The sequence below is a fragment of the Leptotrichia massiliensis genome (assembly GCF_900104625.1).
GTDB lineage: Bacteria > Fusobacteriota > Fusobacteriia > Fusobacteriales > Leptotrichiaceae > Leptotrichia > Leptotrichia massiliensis.
Genome location: NZ_FNVZ01000004.1, coordinates 441,519 through 461,855, shown reverse-complemented (window position 1 = coordinate 461,855; position 20,337 = coordinate 441,519). Strand labels below are relative to the sequence as shown.

Genomic DNA, 20,337 nt, shown 5'->3' with positions numbered 1-20,337 from the left:
GTAGTTCTTTATTTAGTTTTTTTAATTTATCTAATATAAGTATACCACAAAAAATATAGAATTGACTATGCAAATAACAAATGCTATAATAAGGCAGATTTATTTATATTATTTAGGAGGTATTATGAGAAAAAATATTTTAAGAAGTTTGTTATTGCTGGCAATTTTGTTATTTGCAATTAGTTGTGGTAAAAAGAATGATACAATTAAAATTGTATTTTTACCTAATGAAACTAATGATTCGTTGAAAAAGTCAAGAGAAGAATTTGCACGGGTTGTACAAGAAGCGACTGGGAAAAAGGTTGAAATTGTAACAACTACAGATTACAATATTACGGTTGAAAATATTATTTCTGGTCAGTCACAAATAGCTTATATTGGAGCTGAAGCGTATTTGAATGCTAGACAGAGAACTAAGGATATTGAGGCAGTGCTTACAAATGCAGGAGAAAGTGGAACATTGGAAGATGCACGTTATTACAGCTTTATTGCAGTAAGAGAAGAAGATGCTAATCAATACCGTTCTGGAGATGGATTTGACTTGAAAAAATTAAAAGGTAAATCTATGGGATTTGTTACAAACAGCTCTACATCAGGATTTAAAATACCTGCTAATTACATTGTAAAAGAGTTTGGGCTAAAAAATACAGATGAAGTGCTTGGAAATAAAGTATTTTCAAAAGTTATGTTTGGAAATTCACATCCAGGAGCACAAGTTTTATTATTTAAAGGAGATGTTGACGTTGCAACATTTGCTATTCCAAAATCATTTACAATTTATGAGCTAACTGCTGGAAAAGACTTTAATTCAGGAGCTACATATAAAGTGAAAAAAGGAGCAGTTGCACCATTTGGGGATTATGCTGGAAAAAGCTTTACAGTTATAAAATCAATACCTGTTTACAATGGGCCAATCGTATTTAATACAAAAACTTTAGCAAAAGAAGATCAGGAAAAAATCAAAAAGGCACTTTTAGCTAAATCAACAACTGACAATCCACACATTTTCAGTGATAAGAAAAGTAAAATAAGAGGACTTTTCTTAAAAGAAAACCCAAATGTTGGATTTGTGGAAACAAATACAGCTTGGTATGAAGGAATGAAAGATATAAAATAATAAAAATCGAGGGAAAAAATGCGTTTAGATAAATTTTTAAAAGTAACAAGAATTATAAAAAGAAGAACAGTGGCAAAAGAATTGGCAGATAATGGAAACATTGCTGTAAACGGAGAGCAGAAAAAATCTTCTTATGATGTAAAAAAAGGCGATATTTTTGACATAAAGTATTTTAACAAGAATATAAAGGTAAAAGTACTGGATCTACCGCCTGAAAGCCTAAAAAAGGAATTTATTGATGAATATATCCAAATAATTGACTAATTATTTTTCTTGTTTGGAATAAAATAATAGTAATTTTTGCATTAGATATTTAAATTAAACTTAAAGATTTTAATTATTTTACTTAAATTTTAAACAATTTTATTGTCAAAAAGTTTGATTATGAATTAGCTTTATAAGCTACATAAAAATACAGTAAATATTGTATTTTTATTGAGGTTTTCACTTGTTTTTTTTAACAAATGAGGTATAATTATAATGGAAAATATAAAATATAAATTACAAAACAAGGAGAAGACTTATGAAAGTTACTGATATTCGTATTAGAATTGGAAAACAAACGGAAAACAATGAAAGGTTACGGGCGTATGCTGACATCACATTTGATGAAAGTTTTGTCATTCATGGATTAAAGATAATTGAAGGTCAAAATGGGCTTTTTGTAGCAATGCCTTCAAGAAGAATGCCAAATGGAGAATTTAAGGATATTGTTCATCCTATAAAACCTGAATTAAGAGCCGAAATAACACAAGTTATTTTAGAAAAATTTGAAGAGGAAAGTGCTGCTCAACCTGACGCAGAATAAAAAATTGAAAAAATTAAAAGTACACCTAAAAATACTAAAATTATATATACATTAATACTAATATCAGTGGTGTACTTTTTTCTTGTCTATTTATTTTTTTAAAACGATTCTATTATTTAACATTTCTACCGCAATTTTATCTTTTATTTCTTTGCATAACTGGCAAATACAGCAAAAATTGTAAAAATATCATTGTAAGAATAAGAACAATATCATATAGCCAAATTGGATTTATAAACTTTACTTGTGGGATAATGTGGCTTTTTAAAAACATTGCATTTATCTCTTTAAATATCCAGTTATAAATGAATGCGTAAAGGAATATTAGCAGCAGTGTAATTACTGACTGAAAAAATCCTTTTTTTGTAGGCTTATCATTTAGATATCTATAACCAAAAAAAGCTGTAAAAACAATAAGAGCGTGCATTATCATAAAAAGATAAACATAATAATTATCGTGATAGTATATTATTCCTGGTAAAATTAATGCTAATATTGGTCCAAAAGTTAAATAGTATACGGCATTATACAAAAATTTTGTTTTAAAAATCAAATATAGCCCTGCAAAAATTGCTGCAAAATTACAAAGATGTACAGGTGTTACATTAGTTATCGGCTCATTTTGATATATTAACCTGTAAATCGAGTCAACTAACTTAAATATTAATAAGAAATATCCTAAAAAAGTTGAGTACTTATTTATATCCAAATTTTTGAAAAATTTAGGAATGTAAAATAAAAATATACAAAATAAAATAGACACAATAAAAGTTTCTATATGAATAGGGCTAAAATAACTAAAAGTCAAAAGTTTCTCCTTTCTAAATTTCCATTTGTGAAATTAATTATTGGTTATTTTCTACATTTAAGAAAATTATACTTGCCAGAATTTTTTTATAAATTTCAAATATTCCAACTAAAATTCTAGAGATAATAAGAATAATTATTACTGTCATAGTTGCATTTGGTGATTTTAATACAGTTACTGAAGCAGATGCCATCAAAAAAGATGATATGATAGCTGAAATTATATTTATTAAAAATAAAGGAAGAATAATACTAACTCTATTGTTTTCTAGCAGTTTTAGATTTCTTTCAAATGCAGTTGTCAGGTTTATATTTCTTGATAAATATATTTGTCTAAAAAATGCTGCAAAGTATGCAATTAAAAATATAACTGCTATACCTATCGGTCCTAAAGATTTTGTAAGATTACCTATAAATGTCATTGCTATAGCTAAAATTATAGACCTTAGTAATATATCCTTTCTTGTCAATTCATTTTTTTTGTCAATTCTATTAATAACGTCATTTTGGAATAAATTCAAAGCATATTCTATTATTATTAGAATTAAAAGGTTCATCAACACCTCCATTGTTGGTAATTTTGGAACTTGTTGAGTATGTACAGCTTTTATCGTAGTAACAAATGAATTATGCATTATATAACCGTTAAGTGTAAATAATGCTATAATTGAAGGTAGATATTTTTTATCTGTACTTAACAATTTCTTAAAAACTTCAAAAGATTTAATATAATAATCTTTTTGCGTTAAATCTTTATTTTTTAATGATTCATTTATTTCTTTCATTTTAACCTCATTTCTATTTTTATAATGATTTTTTAACTAAACTTAACTATGTAAGTGCCTTTACCAATTATTAGGTTAATAAAATTAGTTATTTTTTAATATATCTCTTAACTAGTTCACTTTTTATTTCCTACGTTCAAAGTTTTATTTAAAACCTTGTAATGTTGATTATTGCTTTGCTTGTGAAAATATCCAGTCTTTTATCCCAGAAATACTGTAAGCAATTTTCCAAGTTCCTGAATGTTCTGATCCAGAATTAGCATCTTTTGACAAATATGGGTTTGTTCCTTTTTCAAGTGTTGTATATTTGATATTTGATTTTTGAGCTATAACTTTTCTTGTACCTTCTAAAAATTGTTCATTTGTGTAGTCGGCTTTCCAAGTATCTCTTGTCACAGTTGCTCCTCTTTTAATAAGTTCACTTGTAATAGTATTCATACCTGGATAAGCTTTTTCATCTCCAGTTGAAATCATTATCCAAAGATTATTTTTTGCCATAGGAGTTACTTCCTTTTCATTCCATTGGCAAGCTACTAAATATGAAGCAGCAAATAGATCAGGGTATTTAAAGTTCATAACAATTGCCATCATTCCACCCATTGATTGCCCTGTTGCGTATAATTTTTTTTCATCAATACTATATTTTGAAAGCAAGTGATCTTTTACAAGATTTACAGTTGCGTCTAAATCGCTTGTAATATCGCCATTATCATTTACAACTTGTCTTGAATATTGTGGAGCCAGTACAAATGCCTCGTGTTTTGCTTGTTCCTCAGGAGTAGCAAATGAAATAGCACCATTTCCCTGTAATAAAGTAGCTTTTGTATCTTCACTTAGAACACCCATATCATGCATAAACAGTACAAGTGGATATTTTTTATTTTTGTCATAATTTTTTGGAATGTACAAATTATATTTTACTAATGTTCCTGTTTTTGGATCTTTATATTCAAATTGTTTAAAATTTTCGACAACTAAATTTTTTGTTTTATTATTTTCAAGTATTGCAATGCTTTTTTCCAATTTTTTACTATTTGTAAATAAAATATCTTCCTTTTGTGTAATACTCGATGTAGCTTTTTTCATTTGAAACCCAGTTCCTGGTCCTCCTTCAATACGAAGAGAAGCTCCTGCATCCTTAGGATTTAATTCAATAATTACATATTTTCCGTCTTTTACGATATTAGTTCTTTCAGGACGTGTGTTTGAATATACATTTTCCACATTTCGTCCAGCTACTGTAAAAGTATTTTTAGTCAATTGAGAATTTACAACTTTTTCGTTAAATTCCACAATAATATGTGTAACTTGTTGTCCTGTTCCAAATACTTCTGTTACAGATGTTACATTTCTAATACCTTTAGGATATTTTATTTTTTCCATTTTAAATGTTGTAGTTTCTGCCGAAAAGCTCACCATAGATAGTAACATCCCAAATATTGTCAAAAATAATAATATTCTTTTCATAGATACTCTCCTTTTCTGTTTTTTATTATTTTATGCTGCTTAAAAATTAAAACCTTTTATAAATTTTACCACACTTTTTTGTATTTTTCTACTGTCCGAAATGTTGCTTTTTAAATAATGCTATTTCACAATATTTAAAAAATCTTTCTTGTTTACTTTCATTACAACAAGATTATCAGCAGTATCTTTCTCGTTATTTTTCCCTTTCGGACTTACTGTATCAATAGTTCTTACTACTTTTTTCATTTCAATTCTTTCATTTAATTCATTTTGCTCTGCTTGTGCATTTTCTAAAAAATACAGTTCAAAATGATTTCTTGTTTCGAGAATTCTCTGAATTTTATATTTTTCAGCAAATAATTTTAATTTAATGCTTAAAATAAATTTTTTCATCTGCTCTGGAATTTTTCCAAACCTATCTCTAATTTCATCAAGCAAATCAGTTAATTCGCTGTCTGTTTCCAGCATTGCAAAACGTTTATAGATATTTAGCCTTTCGTCTTTTTGAATATATGTTTCTGGAATAAATCCTCTTTCATCCAGAATAATTTCCACATTTTCAATTTTTTCGACAAACTCGCCCTTTTGCTTGCGAATTTCCTCATTTAGCATTTTTATATATAAATCATATCCAAAAGTTTCAATTGTTCCGTGCTGCTTATCTCCCAAAATTTCCCCAGCACCACGTATTTTCAAGTCTTCCATCGAAATTTGAAAACCTCCTGATTTTATCCCTTCCACTTTTAGCATGCTTTCTTCCTTTTGCTTCCCCTGCTTTGTAATATTTCTCGTTTTTAATAAATAACAGTAACCTTGCCTGTTGCTACGCCCTACACGTCCTTTCAGCTGGTACACCTGAGATAATCCTAGACCAGTAAAGTTTTCAATCAAAATGGTATTGGCATTTCCCACATCAATTCCATTTTCAATAATTGTTGAAGCAATCAGAATGTCAAACTGCCCATTTTCAAAACGCAATAACTTATCTTTAATTTCCTTTGGCGGAAGCTGTCCATTTATAAATTCGATTTTTACAAAGTCTGGAAGCATTTCCTTCAGTTCCTTCAATTTTTCCTTCATATTTTTTACATCGTTATAAATATAGAAAACTTGCCCATCACGTGACAGTTCACGCAGTATCGCCATTTTTATTGTTTCTTCATCCCAATCGAGAATTTCTGTTATAATGGGAAGCCTGTTTGTTGGAGGTGTATCAATTATGGAAATCTCTCTGATTCCAAGCATCGCAAGATTTAATGTACGTGGAATCGGAGTCGCAGTTAATGTCAGCACATCCAGTTTTTCCCTTTGAGATTTTAACTTTTCTTTAGCCTTAACGCCAAATTTTTGCTCCTCATCAATAATTAAAAGCCCTAGGTTCTTAAACTGCACGTCATCGCTTAGAAGCCTGTGAGTTCCAATAACTAAGTCAATAATTCCGTTTTTTAGATTTTTTAAAATGTCCTTGGATTTACTTTTCGTAAGCCGTGATAAATTCTCAATCGTAATCGGATAATTTTCAAATCTTCTTTTAAACCGTTCAAAATGCTGTTCCGCAAGCACCGTAGTCGGAGCCACCATAACAACCTGCTTCCCATTGTCAATCGCTTTGAATGCCGCTCTCATCGCGACTTCCGTTTTCCCATATCCAACATCTCCACACACAATTCTGTCCATTATTTGAGGACTTTCCATATCCTTTTTCACATCATTTATGGCATTTCTCTGATCTTCTGTTTCTTCAAATGGAAAATTCGCCTCAAATTCCTCCTGCCACACAGTATCCTTTTGATACACAAAACCATTCTGGCTTTGTCGTCGTGCCTGTATTTTGATAAGTTCCGCCGCAAATTTCTGAATATCTTCTTCGAGTTTTTTCCTTTTTCGTTTAAATCCACGTGTTCCCAGCCTAAATAACTGCGGTTCTGTATCATTTGACACATATTTTTCCAATCTATCCAGTTTTTCCACAGGAATATACAAAATGTCCTCATCAGCATACTTGATTTTCAAATAATCCTGCTCTTCCATTGTCTGAATACCTTTATAAATTCCAACACCATATTGAACATGAATTACATAATCGCCTTCGATTATCTGATTAACCTTTTTATATTTTATAGCTTTTGCCGTTTTTTTCTTTCGCTCGTAAATATATCCGTCAAGCTCCCTGTCTGTAAGCACAATAAAATTATTTTTTCTATTTTTATTATCTGGATTTTCTGAATTATCATTAAAGATAAATCCTTCAAACAGCTCATATTTTTCAATTTCCAGATTGTTTTCTTTTTCAGTCAGAATTTGTCCAAATTCAGCCATTTTCTTCTCATAGTTATTCGTAAAAATATAAATATCTTCAATTTTTGACAATTTTTCAAGCCTATTTTTATCCCTAAAAGTCTCAATCTGCTCCTGTGAGAAATTTTTAGTCTGAACAAAAATGCTTTTTTTCTTCAGATTTTCATACCTTTTTCGATAAGTTTCCTCACGGCTTCTGTCAAGCAAAATAAACTCTTCCATTTTATAGTCCAGCAATTCTTCATTTTCAATAACAATCGTTACATCTTCCGCCCTCAATTCATCGATAAACTCAATCAATTCATAATTATTTCCAGAAAGCAAATTTCCAAAAATCTTTATTTCTTCCATCTTTTCCACAGAAATCTGGCTATCAATATCAAAAACTCTTATACTTTCCAGTTCATCACCAAAAAACTCGAGTCTAACAGGATGTTCCAAGTCTGGTGGGAAAATATCAAGAATATCTCCACGTCTGCTGTACTGCCCCTTTTTCTGAATCAAATATGAATTTTCATATCCATTTTCCACAAGAAATTCCACAATTTTTGAAAAAATATATTCTTTCCCAATTTCAAAAGAAAAAAACTTAACTTTTTCAAAAAATATATCCAAAGTAATCTGTAAATTTACAAATAAAATAAATTTTTCCTGATTTTTTAAAATATCCAGCAGTCTTATATTTATTCCTGTAATATCTTCCTTGTTTTGTGAGATATTTTCAAAAATATCAATTATTTTTTCATCTTCCAGTTTCTTTTTACTTTCTTTAATATTTTTTTTACCAGTTTTAGATTTTTTCATTAAAATATCTTGTTGTTTTTCTGACATTTCATAATAATTTTCAAGCATTGCATGATAATTTTCCAAATTTCTGTTGGATGTGGAAATATAAATTATTTTTTTCTTTTCCGAACATAATAAAAACCACGGAATTGCACCGCGGTAAAAATTATTTTCAGATTGTAAAATATCCATTTTTTTATTTTTTAATTTTTCTATTTTATTTAAAAAACTTAAATTAAAGTTCATAAAAAGCCTTTCCTATTTTTATCTGTTGTTGTACAATCGCCATATTCCATAAACTACATAAATATAAACAATATATGGCACAAATCCAAACTTATGTAAATATGAAACAGCGAAAGCAAGTAAAACTATAATAATCGCAAAACCAAGCCCCTGTATAATTTCTGCAAACGAAACTGCTTCATCACCAAAAACATTTGGTTTAAATATCGTGTTTATTGGTCTTGTGAAAGGATTTAAAATTAATACGGAATAAATAATTGCTTCAGTTTGAATTCCTAAAAACCAGAATATGATTGTAGAAAGCCCAGCTAAAAATCCAAAAAATACTTTTCCAAGTCCATGTCTAGGAGTAGTGAAAGTATCTGTCAGAACGAAAATACCCATAAAGATAATTTCTCCCAAAGTAGTTACAACATTAACATTATTGCTTGAAGTAATATAATATCCAAAGAAAATAGTAACAAAAAACGATACTGGTATATGCCAAGTCATTTTTGTTCGATAGATTAAATAAATAGCTCCAATAACCATTGCAGCTATTGAAAGTTCTCCTATTATTCCTCTATTTATCAATACTAATGAAGCTAATCCTGAAACATTATCGCTGGCGATTCTCATACCTTCTGCATCAGTCCAGGCTGGGGAATTTGGTGCAAGAACAGCTGGAAAGAATGTAAATACAAATAATTTTCCTAAAATCACCGGATTAAAAATCTTTTTATCAGTTCCTCTATATATAATTTTTCCAAATATTGTTGCCATTGCTCCTGCAAATGCTGCCACATAAAGTGGTGTAAATGGTGCAAGCACAAACCCTGTCAAGGCTCCTATTGTAATTCCAGAAAGTTCTTTCAAAGAATCTCTATTTTTTTGTATGAAAAATGAAAATATTATTTCTGCTAGTTCAGCTGTAATCACAGATGATAAAATCACTAAAATAGGGGTTATTTCATAGACAAAAAATGCTACAAGTAACATTGGAATTAGAGATATTAAAATATCTATATTTATTTTTGTCATATTTTCTTGTAACTCTTTTTTCTTACTTCTAAACATATTAAATTTTCACTACCTTTCTTATCTGTATTATATGTTTTACCTAGTTTTGTAAATGTATACTTAACTTTTTAGATTAATTATTAATTCAAATTATATTGAGATACTTATTCCGATGAACTTGAATCTCCTCCACCTGACGAAGATGATCCTGAACTGCTGCTTCCACTACTACTTCCATTAGAACTTCCACTTCCTGATGATTTTGGAGCAGAATCTTGAGATTTAGATGTTTTTTCTTGTCCAGCAGATGAAGAAGAAGTATCTTTTAGACGGCTGTGTTTTGGTGCTTTAGCTATATTTTTGTTATTTCTTCTGTTTTTTCTATTTTCTTTTTTACCATTTTCTTTACCACCATCATTAAGTGCAAATGCTGGATTTGTTGTATCCGAAGAAGCTACTTGTGTAGGTTGTGTTGGTGTATTAGGTGTAGGTTGTACAACAGTTGGCTGAGTTTGAGTCGGATTTGCTGCAACTGGTGGTTGTTGTGAAGTTGGTTGCTGTACTGCTTGTTTTTGTTCACTCTTTTTAGTTTCAATTTTTGCAGTTTTTTCTTCTTTTATGTCTTTTATTCTATCGCCAACTTTTTTTGTTTCGTCTTCAAGCTGTTTTACCAAATTTTTAGAATTTTTTGAATCTTGGCTTCCAAATGCTACTAATACTATTGACATTAAAAATAAAATAATTCCTTTTATCTGTTTCATTTTTCTTCTCCTTCTTTTTAATTTTTTTAGCAAAATATAATTTTAAATCTAATAATAACCAATTTTTATTAATTTTTTTTAGATATATCAAAATTTTTATTATATAATGCTTTGTAAATTCCGTTTTTGCTTAATAATTCATTATGGTTTCCTATTTCTTTTATTTCACCTTTCTGTATCACTACTATTTTATTACTATTTTCGATTGTTGTCAACCTATGAGCTATAACAAATGTAGTTTTTCCTTTCATAAGTTTTTCGAGTGCGTCCTGAACAAGCTTTTCAGATTCATTATCAAGCGCTGATGTAGCTTCATCTAAAATTAAGATTTGAGGATTTTCTAAAATTGCACGTGCAATTGCAATTCTTTGTTTTTGTCCACCAGATAATTTGACACCACGTTCCCCAATTTCGGTATCATATCCCTCAGAGAGATTTTGAATAAATTCATGTGCATTGGCTTGTTTAGCAGCCTCCACAACTTCCTCTAAAGTAGCATCCTGACGGCTGTATTTTATATTACTAAGTATTGTTCCTGAAAATAAAAATGTTTCCTGTGGTACAATTCCTATTGCCTTTCGTAAACTTTTAACATCATAGTCTCTAATATCAGTCCCATCAATTTTCAAAGAACCACGAGATACATCAAAAAATCTTGGAATCAAATTTACGAGTGTAGATTTTCCGCCACCGGAATTTCCCACAAATGCAACAGTTTCACCTTTCTTGACGGTTAAGTTGATATCCTTTAATATTTTTTCAGGATTGTCTTTATATTTAAAATCAACATTTTCAAAATTTATATCATTTGAAAAATTTTCAAATTTTACGCAATTTGGATTATTTACAATAGATGGCATTTCTTCAAGAATTTCTGAAACTCTTGTAATTGAAGACAAGTTTACGCTTATTGCGTTAAATCGAGTTATAGCACGTCTTGCAGGTGTGTACATTGATGAAATTGCACCTACTATTGTGATAAAATCTCCTGCAGTAAAGTTATGAGCCCTTAAAACACGATAACCTCCAAATAATAACAGCAATGCTACAATTATATAATTCAAGGCTTCCATTATTGAATTGGCTTTTGCATTATATCGGGCAGTTCTGATAGCAATTCTCTTTAGATTTATATTTTTTTTGTTAAAATCCTTTATTTCAGACTTTTCTGTTGCAAATGCCCTTATAATCCGTATTCCAGCCAATGTTTCCTGTAATTTTGAATTTAAGCTGTCGATTGCTTCCTGTCTGTCCTTACCGGAACGTTTCAGTTTTTTTGCATATCTTCTGACGGTTACTATTAAAATGGGAGTTACAATCATTACCCCAAGTGTCAAGTCAAAATCTACGTAAAATGCTATACCCATACAGACTATTACTTTTATAACTTCGGGTATCATATTGAAAACTTCCAGTATAATGGAATTTATATTACTGGGATCTGTCATTACCCGTGTCATCATATCCCCTATTTTTTTCCCTGCAAAATATTCCATATCCAAAGTTTGTATTTTATTGTAAATATCAGTAACAATATCTTTATAAATAGATGACGATATTACCGTTGAGAAAATAGTATTCCAGTACATCAGTATCGCACCAATTATAGCGAGCATTATCATTGCTCCAGCCGCATAAAGAATATCCTTTTCATTTTTTCCTGCAATCCCCTTGTCAAACAGCCTTTGTATAAGCATTATTGGAGCGGATGAAACAAGAGATGACATTGTTGCCAACAGAATATTCAGTATAATTAATATATAGTATTTTTTTATATATTTTTTCAGTTTTTGAATTCCTCCAAAATCTAATTTTATATTTTTCATATGTTTAATTTGCCTTTCGTTCTTTACTTGTATGTAAAATTATTTTAAAAGTGAACTTACATTTTACGTCAAGCTATGATTTATTATTCTTTAAGTTAGTTCAATCTTTTTAGACTTGAATAAATTTTAAATCATTTTTTATTTATTTTCAGATTAATGTTTTTTTACAAAAATATTTCGTAATTTTCTGTAATATGCACCGCTACCATCAGTCAATTCCCTTTTAAACTCATCAAAACTCTCAAAGTCATCTCCGCTTACACGGTAAATCCAATTTTTATTAAGTTTTAAGGAATTTACGCCTTTTCTAGTAGTAATAAACACATCGACACCTAGTTTTCTTATATCTTCACGGTTTCCTTTGTATCGGTGTCCCCAAGGATAAGCCAAACAATCTGGAGTTTTTCCAAGTTTTTCTTGAATAATCCTTTTATTTTCCAGAATTTCAAATTCTACATTTTTTCTAAATTCTTCTTCACTAATTTTGTCAAAAAATTCATTTTGCTTTTCTTTAAACAATTTATTCAAAAATTCCTTTTTTTCGTTTTCAGATTTATTATTTTCCTGAAGTTGTGCAATATTTCGATATTTTTGTACAAAATCCTTCTTTGGTCTGTATCCAGGAATTGAAATTTTACTTCTTAATTTGAATACAGGAAGTCCATTTAACTTTTCCATATCTTTTTTTTGATCATAATTTCCTTCAAAAAATAAACTATGACTTTCTCTTTTAAAATATGGTGAACTTTCATTGCTGTAAAAAGCAAGTACTTCAATATCCTTTATTGTTAATTGATGCGAATGTGTATGAAGCTGAAAATCAATCAATCCGCTTTGATACATTTCCTTAATCTCGTCCCAATTGAGATAAGCCTCATCTTCTCCAATAAATTTTGTATTCAAAAATATTGTTGCTTTCATATTGTATTTTTTTAAAATTGGAAAAGCCAAAGTATAATTATTTTTATAGCCATCATCAAAAGTTATCAATATTGAATTTTGTGGCAATGTATAATTTAAATTCTTTAATTCTTCCATTTTAAAAGTTTTTTTATCTTTTATCCATTTTATATGTTCTTGAAATTCATCTAAAAAAATTCCACCTTTCCCTTTTTCACTGTCAACACTGTGATACATAAGGCACAAAACGAAATTTTTTCTAGTTTTGTTGTAAATAATAAATACTAAAAATATTAGACCTATTATTAAAAATAAATATATATATAACATTTTTTCCTTCCTTTTCTATTAGGAATTATGATTATTTTACTAAAAATTATCTTGATTTAACAAAAATTATAAAAAAACCATTTGATTTAACCATTATAAAAATTAAATTATAAATAAAACTAAAATGTTAGAAGTTTAAATAAAATAATCTTAACTTTATATTTAATTTATTACAATTTTTTTCACCTATATTTTATACGAAATATAAAAAAATAACAACTAAAAATTGAAAAAATATTTGTTGAAAAATGATTAAATTTTTCCTTTGAATTTCAAAATTTTAGCTCGTATTTTTTTTATTAGCCTATCAATTTTAAAGCTAAGTACAGTATTTTTTCTATTTTTACTAAAATGGACATGTCTTTTATTTCCAATATGAGTTACATATGGCTCTTTAAAAAATATTGCCTTAAATCCATGCTCCTTATAAAAATTTGATAAAACTTCTTCGTATCTCTGGTTTTCTAATTTTTCATGTAGTCCAAATAAATCCATATCTTTTTTTCTTCTCAAAGCTGGATTATAAGTAAAAATTTCTCCTTTTACATTGTAATATGTTTCACCAGTTTTTGAAATATAATCTTCATCATAGAAAAAATCCTTTGCGAAATCTGCTTTATCCCGTAATCCTATAACTAAAATTTTTTCATCTTCTTCCAAAAGATCGATTGATTTTTCAATAAATCCCTTTTTTAAGAATCTCCAGTCATCTTCACAGTGAAAGATGTATTCAGTATCAATTTCACGGTAAGCTTTGTCAATGGACTTTAACTGTCCTAGTCGTGCTTCATTTACTATTAACTTAAAATTTTGATTTTTATTATTGTATTTGGAAATTAGCTTTTCTAGCTTTTTACCTTCTGTGCTGTCCTCAGTTATTATAATTTTTTTGATTGGATAAGTATTGTATTCAAAAAAACTATCAAGTGTTTCCTCCAGCAAGTCGAATCTTCCGCAGCTAGTTATTACCAGCGTTACTTCCTTCATATCTATCAAGCCCTTTCTTAGCTTTCGTTTTTTTACTTTCTATTGCATTTGCCAAGTATTCGTCATTTTTTTTGAGTCTACTTCTATCATTTTCATTATGATATAAATGGCAAGTCAAAGCCTCAAATTTTAGCTTTTTCTTTTTACATCCTATATTAAATAGCCTTACAGCAAGTTCACTATCCTCTCTTCCCCATCCTTCGATTTCTTCTTCAAAGCCATTTACTCGAATTAAGTCTTCTTTAAAGAAAGACATATTGCAAGAACGGATTCCTCGTAAGTTATTATCTACCTTTGTAAAAATTTTAGAAAGAAATTTGCTTCTCACCATATTCATATTGTTTTTTAGACCTTTAGTAAAAAGGTTTATTTTTTTGCCTTCCATCATTTGTTTTGCAACAGTTGGCGAAGTTATAACTCTTGAACCTTGAATAAAGCATTCTTTTTGCATATTTTTTATATGATCTTCAACAAAATGTCTATTCAATACCAAGTCTCCATCTATTATTATTATATAATTTCCTGTTGCCTTGTTTATTGCTCTATTTCTTGACATTCCAGCTCGGAATCCCCTATCTTCTTGCCAAGAATGAATAATATTATTTTTCGGATAGCTTTGCTGAAATCTTTTTACCAAATCGATAGTTTCCTGTTTTGAACCATCATCGGCAATGATTATTTCTTTCGGAGAAACAGTTTGGTTTAATGCACTGTTTAGGCACATTTCTAGAGCCTTTGGCCAGTTGTATGTAGTAATAACAAGGGATGTGTCATTTCCTAAATGATTATAATATTCTTCGCGTAATTTAGTATATTTTGTCATTGTATAAATCGAACTGTATTTAGCGAGTAAATACCCTTCATAACCATCTAGAAAGCCCAGTTGTAAAATATACATCTTTATAAATCTAAAGAGCATTTTAGAATATATTTTTATAAAACTTGGATTTTTTCCTTTTTTTATATATTCTTTTGCACTTTGTGAAGTATACCGGTTCAATTTTTCCAAAAATTCTTCGATGCTGTCGTATGTATAATGTATTATCATTTCGTGTATTTTTCCTACTTTACTGTCAGTTTGGTACTGTTCATGAACTTCTCTATCACTTATTTTAACTTTACCATTTTTCCACAACCTGATTACATAATCATCCCAACCTCCAAATCTTATTTCTTTCTTGAATGCAATGTTTCGTAATTTTATTTTGTAAACTTCATTTGATGGATTGTCACTATTTATAATAGATTTTATTTTTTCTTTTAATTGTTGCGAAATTACTTCATCAGCGTCTATTAACAAAATCCATTCGCCTTTACATTTTTCAAGTACAGAATTTTTTTGAGATCCGTAACCTTTCCATTTTTCAGAAAATACTTTCGCACCTTTTGAAAGAGCAATTTCTACGGTTTTATCAGTACTTTCACTATCAACAACTATTATTTCATCAGCTATTTCCCTTACCGAATCTAGAGTTTTTCCAATTCTATTTTCTTCATTAAAAGTTATTATTCCTACCGATAATTTCATCAGCATTTCTCCTATTTCGTATTTTTTATTCTTTAAATAACAGGCAAGCTAATCTGATTATATAAATCATCAAACAGTTTTTCAAAATTCACATCATTAATTCGATTTTCAGGATAATCAATTAATACATTATTTTCTTCTTTTATACGCCATTTATTTTTATTGATTTTAGGTCCGTAAAAAGCCATTATTTTTTTATCTAGCCCTTCAGCAATATGTAAAATTGAAGTATCTAGTGAAACTACCCAATCACATTTTTTTATTATTGATATTGAGTCAAGAATTGTTTTTGATTTTTCAAAAAATAATACATTTTTATTATCAGTTCTTGCAAGTATATTATAAATTGTTTCTCTGTCGTTTGGAGAGTCGAGTATTATAATTTTATACCCTTTGTACATTTCAGTTAATCTTTTTATTATAATGAGAGCATTTTCAGCGTTTATTTTTCTGCCTCTTGAAGCTCCAAAAAAGTTTAAAGCAATTAATTTTTCCTTTGAATCATTTTCTTTTAAAAAGGTTTCGACATTTTTTTCAGATTCTTCAGAAATCGGTATATCATAGTTTGTATTTTTTATCTCAATATTTATACTTTTTACCATTTGTTTATAGATTTCTATCATTTTTAAAGTATTGTTTTGCTTTATGTTTTTGTTGTATATTTTATAGCCATTCTTATTGTACCCGACATTAACAGTTGCGTTTACCCTATTCAAAAGATAAACTTGCTTATATTTAAGTCCCTCTGTTGAATCAAATAGAACATCATATTTGTTTTTTCTTAATATTTTTACAACATCTCTCCATTCGTGCATTTTTTTTCTATCAAGAATGTAATATTTGTCTATATTTTTACTTAATTTCAACAAATTTTCCAAAGATTTATCAGCAACAACATCAATTTTTATATTAGGATACTGCTTTTTAAATTCTCTAAAAATAAACGAACTTATTATATAATCACCAATTTTTCCATCTGTTCTTAAAAATAAAATTCGATTTATTTTTTCAGGCACTAAATTGATATCTTTTTTGTTTTTATCAAATATATGACTTAACATTTCATTTTTTTTATCAATCAGTTTATCTCTATAAGGCCTATAAAATTTCCAGTTTATTTTTTTCATTATATTATTATTCCTTGTATTGATACGTTTATTTACGTTAGTTTGAGGATAACGTATAATCCTTTGTTATAGTTAGTTTTTTAATATTTCTTCTATTTTATTATTTAACCATTTTATTGGTTCAGACAGTGAAAAATTATATGTCTGATTGTGGTTTCCACTGGTTTTTGAGATTACTTGTAGGCTATCAGTCGTTGTTTTAGGAGACCATCTGCATAAATTGTATTTATTGTTTGCGTAAAAGCTCAAAAGAGGTTTATTTAGTGAAGAAGCTATGTGAACTGCCCCTCCATCGACTCCGATTACTAAGTCAGCTGTCGCCATAAACAAAACATATTCTTTAATGTTAAATTTGTTGGATAAGGAAATGTCCAAATCTTTATTTATATAACTGATTAGTTTTTTATAATATTCTTTGCTTCCATCAGTTTTACCCATAATAATTTTCACATTTTTTATTTTATCATTTTCAATATTATTTAATAGCTCAGCAATTTCTTCTGGCTTCATTTCTCTGTCGCTTCCTTGCGGTACCAATAAAATTTTTACTTTTTTATTATTATCTTCAACTTTTTGAGAATCATATTTCCAAAATTTTTCCATTTTTACAATATATTTTTCCAAAAGTTTAATATGCGGTTTTTGTTTTTCTATTTCAAAATATTTAGAAAATTCAGAATTTATCAAATAATCTATAATATGTGTTTCAACAGGCGGAGTACAGTCAAAATCATAATTTTTTACATTTTTTCTGTTATAATAATGTCCTTCGTCACTTTCTCCAAAAATCATTGTAATTTTAGGACTTAACATCTTTTTCCAAATCATCCGCTTGGTATTTTCCTTACTCAAAAAATCCAAGAACAGATCCCACTTCTTACGATTTTTAATTACATCTTTACGTTTTACAATCCTGTCTATTATTTTTTCATTTTCATTGCATAATTTTGTAAATTCCATATTCCTATCGGTCACTACCATTCCTAATTTTGCATTAGGATACATTTTTTTCAATTGCCTTGCATAAGAAAAAGACATTAAAGTATCTCCAATGGAATCCTTTGGATTAAGTAATATCGTATTTATATTCTTTAAATCAATATCTTTATACTTTTTTTTCGTACCAAACAGCCATATTATTATTTTAGATTTTATACTGTTTACTATATCCATATATAACCTTTCCTTATATTAGAATCAATCACTTAAATTTTAATTTTTTAAAGCATTTTAACTGTGCCATTTAAATTGTAGAATATTAAAAGTTTTATTTAATATTTTCTATTAATGCTTGTAATTTTGCTTTGTTATTCTGTAATGAAAAGTCATCAGCTCTAACTAATGATATTTTTCTATAATTTTCATATTTTTCATCATTTTTCATTAATTCGTAAACCTCTTTCACGAATGTATCTTTATCGTTTAATGGAATCAATTTTCCATATTCACTATTTTGTCCCAATATATCCTTTGGTCCTGTAGGGCAGTCATACGCCACAACAGGTGTTCCCAAAGTAAGGCTTTCCAGCAGTACAGTTGGCAAACCTTCATATTTTGCAGTATGAACAAATAATTTTGCGTTTTTAAAAAAAGGATATGGATTTTCAATTTGTCCCAATAATACAACATCATTTTCTAAATGATATTCTCTAATTTTTTGTTTAATTAATTCGATTTTTTCGCCATTTCCAATGAAATAAAGTTTTTCTTTTATGCCTTGCTGCTTTAACTTATAATAAATGTCAACAAGATGTTCAGGCTGCTTTTGTTCTGTCAGACGTGAAACTTGCAAGAAATAGTCCTGCTTTAAATAATTTTCATACTTTTTATCAATAGTTTCAGCTTTTTTACGAATAGCTTCTAAATCTATTGGATTGTAGACAAGTTCTACTTTATTTTTTTCCATTCCTAAAATTTCTACAAATTCATCTCTCATTGTATCACAGATTGCCAGTATCTTATCATATTTTTTATATTGTTTTCTATATTTTTCTATTTTGTCTGCACTTAGTTTCTCTCCAAAAGTAAGTGAGAAATGAATCCAGGCAAATACAGGCACTTTTATATCAAGATTATTATATTTCAGTAAATTTGAAGAATAATCTATAACAATATCATATTTTTTTTCTTTTATTATTTTTTCGACCTTTTTCAAATAAGTTGCCTTTGCCCTTATTCGATAAATTTCTTTAATAAGTTTATTTTTACCATTATAGTTATCAAATAAGAATTTATAATTTACCTTTTCAGGAATTTCATTTTCAAATAAGTTATTTTCCCCATGATTCCAAGTTATAAGTAAATCAACATCGTAATTCAGTTCCACCAGATTTTTTAAAACGCTAAGTAAAACTCTTTCTTCGCCACCCATACTAAGATGTCCGTGCAATACCAATACTTTCATTTTTTCCCCATTCTTAATTACTATAAAAATCTTCTTTTTTATATTAATCTACAATACTCTAAAAATTTAAAATTTATATTATTATAAATTTTTCAAAAGAAATATTGTAAAAAACATTATTTTAATCACTTTATACAGCTATTTTAGTCTATTTCATACATTTTTTTAAAATGTTCTAGAAAACTTCCTGCTGTATCCCGTTTTCCAGCGTCAATTTTATATGTAAGTTTGTGAATATTGATTCTTTTAGTTATTTCATCCAGCTTTTGCTGTGAAAATTTATCAAACCAGACCCTTATCATTTCGTGTGTCAATGTATCTGAAACAACTTTACATTTTTTATCCTTGTAATAATTTTCAATTAACTCAGTATACAGCACTTGAAAGAAAAAGTAGTTTGGAGCTAAATCGTTATATTTCCAAAAGATTAGAAGCATATCTAGTAACACCTTCAGCACTTCATTATTTTTCTTTGCAAAAATTACGCTATTTAATACTCTGACTTTCATTTCATCATTCCACGAAAAATAAAAATCATCATATTCTTCCCAGTCTTTTTTCTCTTCTAAACTAAGGCTGTCATCTCTTTGGAACATAAAATAGTCCATTTCAAAATATTCCTGCGGCAAATAGTCTGTAAGCAAAATTGTCGCATCAATCCATACACCACCATAGTTAATTAGTAAAGCCAGTCTTATTATATCTGTAAAATGTGCAAAATTTATTTTTTTAGCTTCTAGCTTTTGTAAAATATATTCTGGTATTTCAAGATAATCGTTTATATTATTCATATCCAAGTGTATTACTGTGTAGTCCTTTTTATATTTTTGTACAGATTTATAGCTTATCTTCACTACATCAGGCAATTTTTCAAAATCCCATCCTTGTCCCCAGAACTGCCATATAATTTTTTCATTCTCAAATGATTTTTTAGGCTTAATTTGCTCTGCTTTGATACCTTTTGTAAAATATTCATTTAAAAGCTCATTCCAGTCTTCTCCAACCATTTTTTGAGTTATAAAGTAAACTCTGTTTTGGATTTTATTAAATAATTTTTTTGGCATTATTTCCTTGTATATATATTTATATGGTTTTTGCCTTAATTTTTTGTTAAGTCTATCAAGTTTTGAAATATTAAATTTATAATTATTCATCTTCTAT

The 20,337-nt window shown here is 28.3% G+C and carries 17 protein-coding genes; 3 read left to right on the top strand and 14 right to left on the bottom strand.

Annotated elements, in window-relative coordinates; all coding sequences use genetic code 11:
• The first annotated feature begins 124 nt into the window (after positions 1–124).
• From BQ5344_RS03460 to spoVG, 3 genes are all read left to right on the top strand, one after another.
• Complete coding sequence (locus tag BQ5344_RS03460) at positions 125–1,117, top strand: phosphate/phosphite/phosphonate ABC transporter substrate-binding protein (RefSeq protein ID WP_071124167.1); 993 nt, start codon at positions 125–127, stop codon at positions 1,115–1,117.
• An 18-nt stretch (positions 1,118–1,135) separates the two neighbouring features.
• A complete protein-coding gene (locus BQ5344_RS03455; RefSeq protein ID WP_071124166.1) occupies positions 1,136–1,381 on the top strand; it encodes an RNA-binding S4 domain-containing protein in 246 nt (81 codons plus the stop codon).
• Positions 1,382–1,640: 259 nt separating this feature from the next.
• A complete protein-coding gene (spoVG, locus tag BQ5344_RS03450) occupies positions 1,641–1,925 on the top strand; it encodes a septation regulator SpoVG (RefSeq protein ID WP_071124165.1) in 285 nt (94 codons plus the stop codon).
• Between the two features lie 136 nt (positions 1,926–2,061).
• Here the strand turns inward: spoVG and BQ5344_RS03445 are convergent, their stop codons facing one another.
• The 14 genes from BQ5344_RS03445 to BQ5344_RS03380 form a co-directional block, all read right to left on the bottom strand.
• Positions 2,062–2,733, bottom strand: a complete 672-nt coding sequence (locus tag BQ5344_RS03445; RefSeq protein WP_071124164.1) for a YwaF family protein — start codon at positions 2,731–2,733, stop codon at positions 2,062–2,064.
• 37 nt (positions 2,734–2,770) lie between these two features.
• Positions 2,771–3,517, bottom strand: a complete 747-nt coding sequence (locus BQ5344_RS03440; RefSeq protein WP_071124163.1) for a hypothetical protein — start codon at positions 3,515–3,517, stop codon at positions 2,771–2,773.
• 168 nt (positions 3,518–3,685) lie between these two features.
• Entirely contained in the window at positions 3,686–4,984 is a 1,299-nt protein-coding gene (locus BQ5344_RS03435; protein WP_071124162.1) for an alpha/beta hydrolase-fold protein, read from the bottom strand.
• A 120-nt stretch (positions 4,985–5,104) separates the two neighbouring features.
• Positions 5,105–8,314 (bottom strand): transcription-repair coupling factor, encoded by a 3,210-nt coding sequence (gene mfd, locus BQ5344_RS03430; RefSeq protein ID WP_071124161.1) that lies wholly within the window; start codon positions 8,312–8,314, stop codon positions 5,105–5,107.
• Between the two features lie 18 nt (positions 8,315–8,332).
• Positions 8,333–9,370, bottom strand: a complete 1,038-nt coding sequence (locus BQ5344_RS03425) for an RnfABCDGE type electron transport complex subunit D (protein WP_021769840.1) — start codon at positions 9,368–9,370, stop codon at positions 8,333–8,335.
• A 107-nt stretch (positions 9,371–9,477) separates the two neighbouring features.
• On the bottom strand, positions 9,478–10,074 hold the full coding sequence (locus BQ5344_RS03420) for a hypothetical protein (protein WP_071124160.1): 597 nt from the start codon (positions 10,072–10,074) through the stop codon (positions 9,478–9,480).
• A gap of 68 nt (positions 10,075–10,142) precedes the next feature.
• Positions 10,143–11,900 carry an ABC transporter ATP-binding protein gene (locus BQ5344_RS03415; RefSeq protein ID WP_071124159.1) on the bottom strand — a complete coding sequence of 586 codons (1,758 nt, stop codon included), beginning with the start codon at positions 11,898–11,900 and terminating at the stop codon, positions 10,143–10,145.
• 153 nt (positions 11,901–12,053) lie between these two features.
• A complete protein-coding gene (locus BQ5344_RS03410) occupies positions 12,054–13,130 on the bottom strand; it encodes a polysaccharide deacetylase family protein (RefSeq protein ID WP_071124158.1) in 1,077 nt (358 codons plus the stop codon).
• A gap of 252 nt (positions 13,131–13,382) precedes the next feature.
• Complete coding sequence (locus tag BQ5344_RS03405) at positions 13,383–14,117, bottom strand: glycosyltransferase (RefSeq protein ID WP_071124157.1); 735 nt, start codon at positions 14,115–14,117, stop codon at positions 13,383–13,385.
• On the bottom strand, positions 14,089–15,645 hold the full coding sequence (locus tag BQ5344_RS03400) for a glycosyltransferase family 2 protein (RefSeq protein ID WP_071124156.1): 1,557 nt from the start codon (positions 15,643–15,645) through the stop codon (positions 14,089–14,091). The genes BQ5344_RS03405 and BQ5344_RS03400 overlap by 29 nt, the downstream gene beginning before the upstream one ends.
• A 32-nt stretch (positions 15,646–15,677) precedes the next feature.
• Entirely contained in the window at positions 15,678–16,772 is a 1,095-nt protein-coding gene (locus BQ5344_RS03395) for a glycosyltransferase family 9 protein (RefSeq protein ID WP_071124155.1), read from the bottom strand.
• A gap of 72 nt (positions 16,773–16,844) precedes the next feature.
• A complete protein-coding gene (locus BQ5344_RS03390) occupies positions 16,845–17,945 on the bottom strand; it encodes a glycosyltransferase family 9 protein (protein ID WP_071124154.1) in 1,101 nt (366 codons plus the stop codon).
• Positions 17,946–18,039: 94 nt separating this feature from the next.
• Positions 18,040–19,176, bottom strand: coding sequence for a glycosyltransferase (locus BQ5344_RS03385; protein WP_071124153.1), 1,137 nt, complete (start codon positions 19,174–19,176; stop codon positions 18,040–18,042).
• Between the two features lie 143 nt (positions 19,177–19,319).
• Positions 19,320–20,330, bottom strand: coding sequence for a capsular polysaccharide synthesis protein (locus tag BQ5344_RS03380; protein ID WP_071124152.1), 1,011 nt, complete (start codon positions 20,328–20,330; stop codon positions 19,320–19,322).
• Positions 20,331–20,337 lie beyond the last annotated feature (7 nt).